Here is a 3540-nt window from a genome sequence, read left to right as displayed (position 1 = left end):
ACTCTCTAACCCTCCAGCACATCAAGATGCCGGATGGTGATCCAAAAGGATATCCCAATCAGCTGACAAAAACCAGATCATCATGAAGAAGACTGCACTGTTGATCATCGATATGCAGAATGATTTTGTGGGGGATTCTGCTATTCTCCGTGTCGCAGGGGCTGATGCGATCATTGCACCCCTCAGATCCATCCTGAACCATTTCAGGGAGCAGAAGCTCCCGGTGATTCATATTCTCCGCATCCACCGCCCCGGCGGATCCGATGTCGAGTCCTTCAGGAGAGAGATCTTTTCGAAAACCCCGTTTGCGGTTGCCGGGACAAAAGGAGCAGAGGTGATCGATGCAATTGCACCGATTCCAGGCGAATATATACTCTCAAAGACGCGGATGAGCGGTTTTCTCGGAACCGATCTCGATCTCCTTCTCCGCTCTCTTGACGTTGAAAGGGTTGTTGTTGTCGGGATACAGACGCCAAACTGCATCAGGACGACTGTCTTTGATGCGATGGCATATGGATATGATACCGTCCTTGTCTCAGATGCCGTTGCCGCGGCAACACCGGAGATTCACGTGGCAAATCTCCGGGATATGGCGGCGATCGGGGTCTCGATCATAACAACCGACGAATGCCTGCGGATGATCTGATCCCACGATTCACCTCCTTCACCCCCCCTTTCCCCCTTTTTCTTTCAGATGAGTCGCATTAGGCGGTGATCGAATGTGGCGTGACACTCAAGTAGTCACCCCGCATACATAAACGCATGCAGGCGAAGGTACCGGTATCGGAAGAAATAGACCGTATTAAGCGTTTCAGGCAGCGAATGGAGAGTGATTTCCCGGACTGGGAGATGGCGGCATTTTTTGGAAGAGTCAACCAGTACTACTTCTGCGGCACCATGCAGGACGGCGTCCTTCTGATACCCCGTGACGGCGATCCTGTATACTGGGTGAGAAGGAGCTATGAACGGGCACGGGCAGAATCCCTTTTTCCTGATATCCGTTCGATGCAGAGTTTCCGGGATCTGGCAAAAGAGATGGGGAAAGTCCCGGATACCTGTCATATTGAAGCTGAACTGGTTCCAATAGCACTCCTTGAGAGATTCAGAAAGCATATTCCCGCAAAAAGCTTCGCCTCTCTCGATAAGCAGATCGCGTATGTCAGGGCAGTGAAGAGTCCCTATGAGATCGCACTCATGAGAAAGTCGGGTGAGATCCACCGGCATGTCCTTGACGATATCGTCCCTTTGATCCTTTGGGAAGGGATGAGCGAGGCGGATCTTGGGTGCGAGCTCCATTCCGCCCTGATTGCAGAAGGACACCACGGGATCGTCAGGTTCTCGATGTTCGGAAACGAGATCGTCCTCGGCCAGATCGCATTTGGTGACCATTCCCTTGCCTCCACCTCGTTCAATGGTCCCGGCGGGGCAGTCGGGCTCTCAGCCGCAGTACCGCTCCTCGGATCGCGTGACCGAAAGCTTGGGAAGGGCGATCTCGTCTTCCTTGATGTCGGATGCGGGTATGAAGGCTACCATACCGATAAGACAGCCGTCTACCAGTTCGGCGCCCCCCTCCCGGAGCGGGCAGTTGCAGCACACCAAAGATGCCTCGCTCTCCAGCAGGAGATGGCGTCCCTCCTCCGCCCCGGTGTCATCCCTGGAGACATCTACCGGACGGTGATTGCGGATATTCCTGAGAAATACCAGAAGGACTTCATGGGGTATGCCGGCCGTCAGGTTCCCTTCCTCGGCCATGGGGTCGGGCTTGAGGTCGATGAGTATCCGGTACTGGCAGAAGGGTTTGACGAACCGCTTAGTGTGGGGATGGCGATCGCACTTGAGCCGAAGATCGGGATCTCCGGTGTCGGCATGGTCGGGGTGGAGAATACCTTCCTGGTCAGGCCCGGTGGTGGCGAATCGATCACAGGTCTTTCAAAAGGGTTGATTGAGGTGGGGTTCTAGCCCTGATCCTCTTATGCACCTGCATAGATCCCGGATCCGATGAGCCAGTCAGGACCAGCCGGAACCACATAACAGAGTTTTAAGCTTTCAATGCCGGTTGCGGGGCTGGTATAGGTGACATACACAAACCCGCCCCCGGCCCGTGCGACTTCAATCTCCCATTCTATTGCATTGACCCCGTAGCTGTCCTCAAAGCCAAGCCGTTTTGATCCGATCAATTCAGGCTGGTAAGGGAGGGCAAGGGTGGTGCCATCGAAGCCATATGCAAATATATATGCGTCGCCGAGCCCGAATTCGCCCTCCTGATCATTGAAGTCCATAAGTGCCTGCTCTTTTCCATGGTCTCTGGCATAGTTCTGTGCATTGTGGACACGGAGCACGAGGGCGTCACGATCGGCTTTATTGAATTCTGCCCTGACTGAGGGGAGGTAGATCCCTGAGCCAACCCACCAGGTCTCATCGACGGGGAGAACATAGGAGAGTTTCAGCTGGTTTTGGAAGCCATGTTCCGGGTTTGGATAGATATAATATACAGCTCCTCCTCCGGTCCCGGCTTTCCTCGTCATTTCGCTGATATAGAGGATACCGTTTGGATCGGTGTTTGCGAGCCGGTTTTCGCCGATGAATCCCGGCTGGAAGGGGAGGGCGAGGCAGGTGCCGTCATCTGCATAGGAGAAGATGTAGAGCTCTCCCCTGACAAAGTCGCCTTCCGGATCATTGAATGCCGCAAGTGCCGCTTCCCGGCCGTGTTCACGGCCATATGCGGCTGCTTCTGCAACAAAGGCTTTCATGGCATCGATCTCCTCTTCGGTCCGGGGCGTGATCCGATCGCTGTTCTCGTCGACCCTCTCACTGCCCGCGTTCCATGTGATAACAACCCTCCATTCGGCCCCGTCAACCCCGGCGGTTCCCCAGAGAGCGGTCTTTGTCACCTGCTCCTGCCAGTTCGTGTCCCAGAAGGTGTAGGTTGTCTCTCCGGCAGGATCAGAGACGATTCTCTGGAATGCCTCCTGAAGTCCGGGTTCCTGGTATGCGGGATCAGTAAAGAGGTTCCTCCCGATCTCTTCTGCGGTTGCATCATAGATCACCCGTCCACCTGTCTCTGTAACCCAGATATCGTAAGGTGTCCCGGTAAGGATCGGGTCGATCTGGCGAGAGATCATCTGCTCGGGGCGGTAGGTGATATCGGTATAGCCGAGATATTCTCCATCGGCTGAAAAGATCGGGCTGCTCTGTGAGATCCCGTAGAACCCTTCGACGAGCCAGAAGACATCGGAGACGATTTTAACCTGTTCGGTATTTGCCCGTTCAACCTCCGGCTGGTATGCCCAATCCAGCCCGGCAAGATCGGCATACTGCTCGGGAACGGCGGCGATGACGATTCCATCAGGTGCGATCACAACCGAGGAATGGGCATATACATATTTCTGGAGCGATTGTTTCAGGAAGTCCAGTGCTTCAGGAGAATCAAGCCCGAGTATGGCGAGCTGATCTGCGTTCTCTGTGGCTGTCAGGGAGAGACTATTCAGCTCTTCGTTTATTGAGTGTATCGATTCATCCAGTATCCGGCTCATCTCATCA

At 54.5% G+C, this 3540-nt stretch carries 3 protein-coding genes; 2 read left to right on the top strand and 1 reads right to left on the bottom strand.

The features are described from left to right. The first annotated feature begins 82 nt into the window (after positions 1–82). Together QCH34_RS09010 and QCH34_RS09005 are read left to right on the top strand one after the other, a co-directional pair. Entirely contained in the window at positions 83–646 is a 564-nt protein-coding gene (locus QCH34_RS09010) for an isochorismatase family cysteine hydrolase (protein ID WP_300333086.1), read from the top strand. 116 nt (positions 647–762) lie between these two features. Next, on the top strand, positions 763–1959 hold the full coding sequence (locus tag QCH34_RS09005; protein WP_300333069.1) for a Xaa-Pro peptidase family protein: 1197 nt from the start codon (positions 763–765) through the stop codon (positions 1957–1959). 11 nt (positions 1960–1970) lie between these two features. Here QCH34_RS09005 and QCH34_RS09000 read toward each other — a convergent pair. Continuing rightward, positions 1971–3540, bottom strand: a 1570-nt coding sequence (locus tag QCH34_RS09000; RefSeq protein ID WP_300333067.1) for a cache domain-containing protein, incomplete at its 5' end; no start/stop codon positions are given.

This window comes from Methanocalculus sp., from assembly GCF_029762515.1.
Taxonomy (GTDB): Archaea; Halobacteriota; Methanomicrobia; order Methanomicrobiales; family Methanocorpusculaceae; genus Methanocalculus.
Note: the sequence above shows the minus strand (reverse complement) of the source record. Positions and strands in the feature narration are given on the sequence as shown.

Excerpts from the sequence above, each read along its gene's own strand:
- QCH34_RS09010 (WP_300333086.1), top strand. The coding sequence starts at position 83 with ATGAAGAAGACTGCACTGTTGATCATCGATATGCAGAATGATTTTGTG.
- QCH34_RS09005 (WP_300333069.1), top strand. The coding sequence starts at position 763 with ATGCAGGCGAAGGTACCGGTATCGGAAGAAATAGACCGTATTAAGCGT.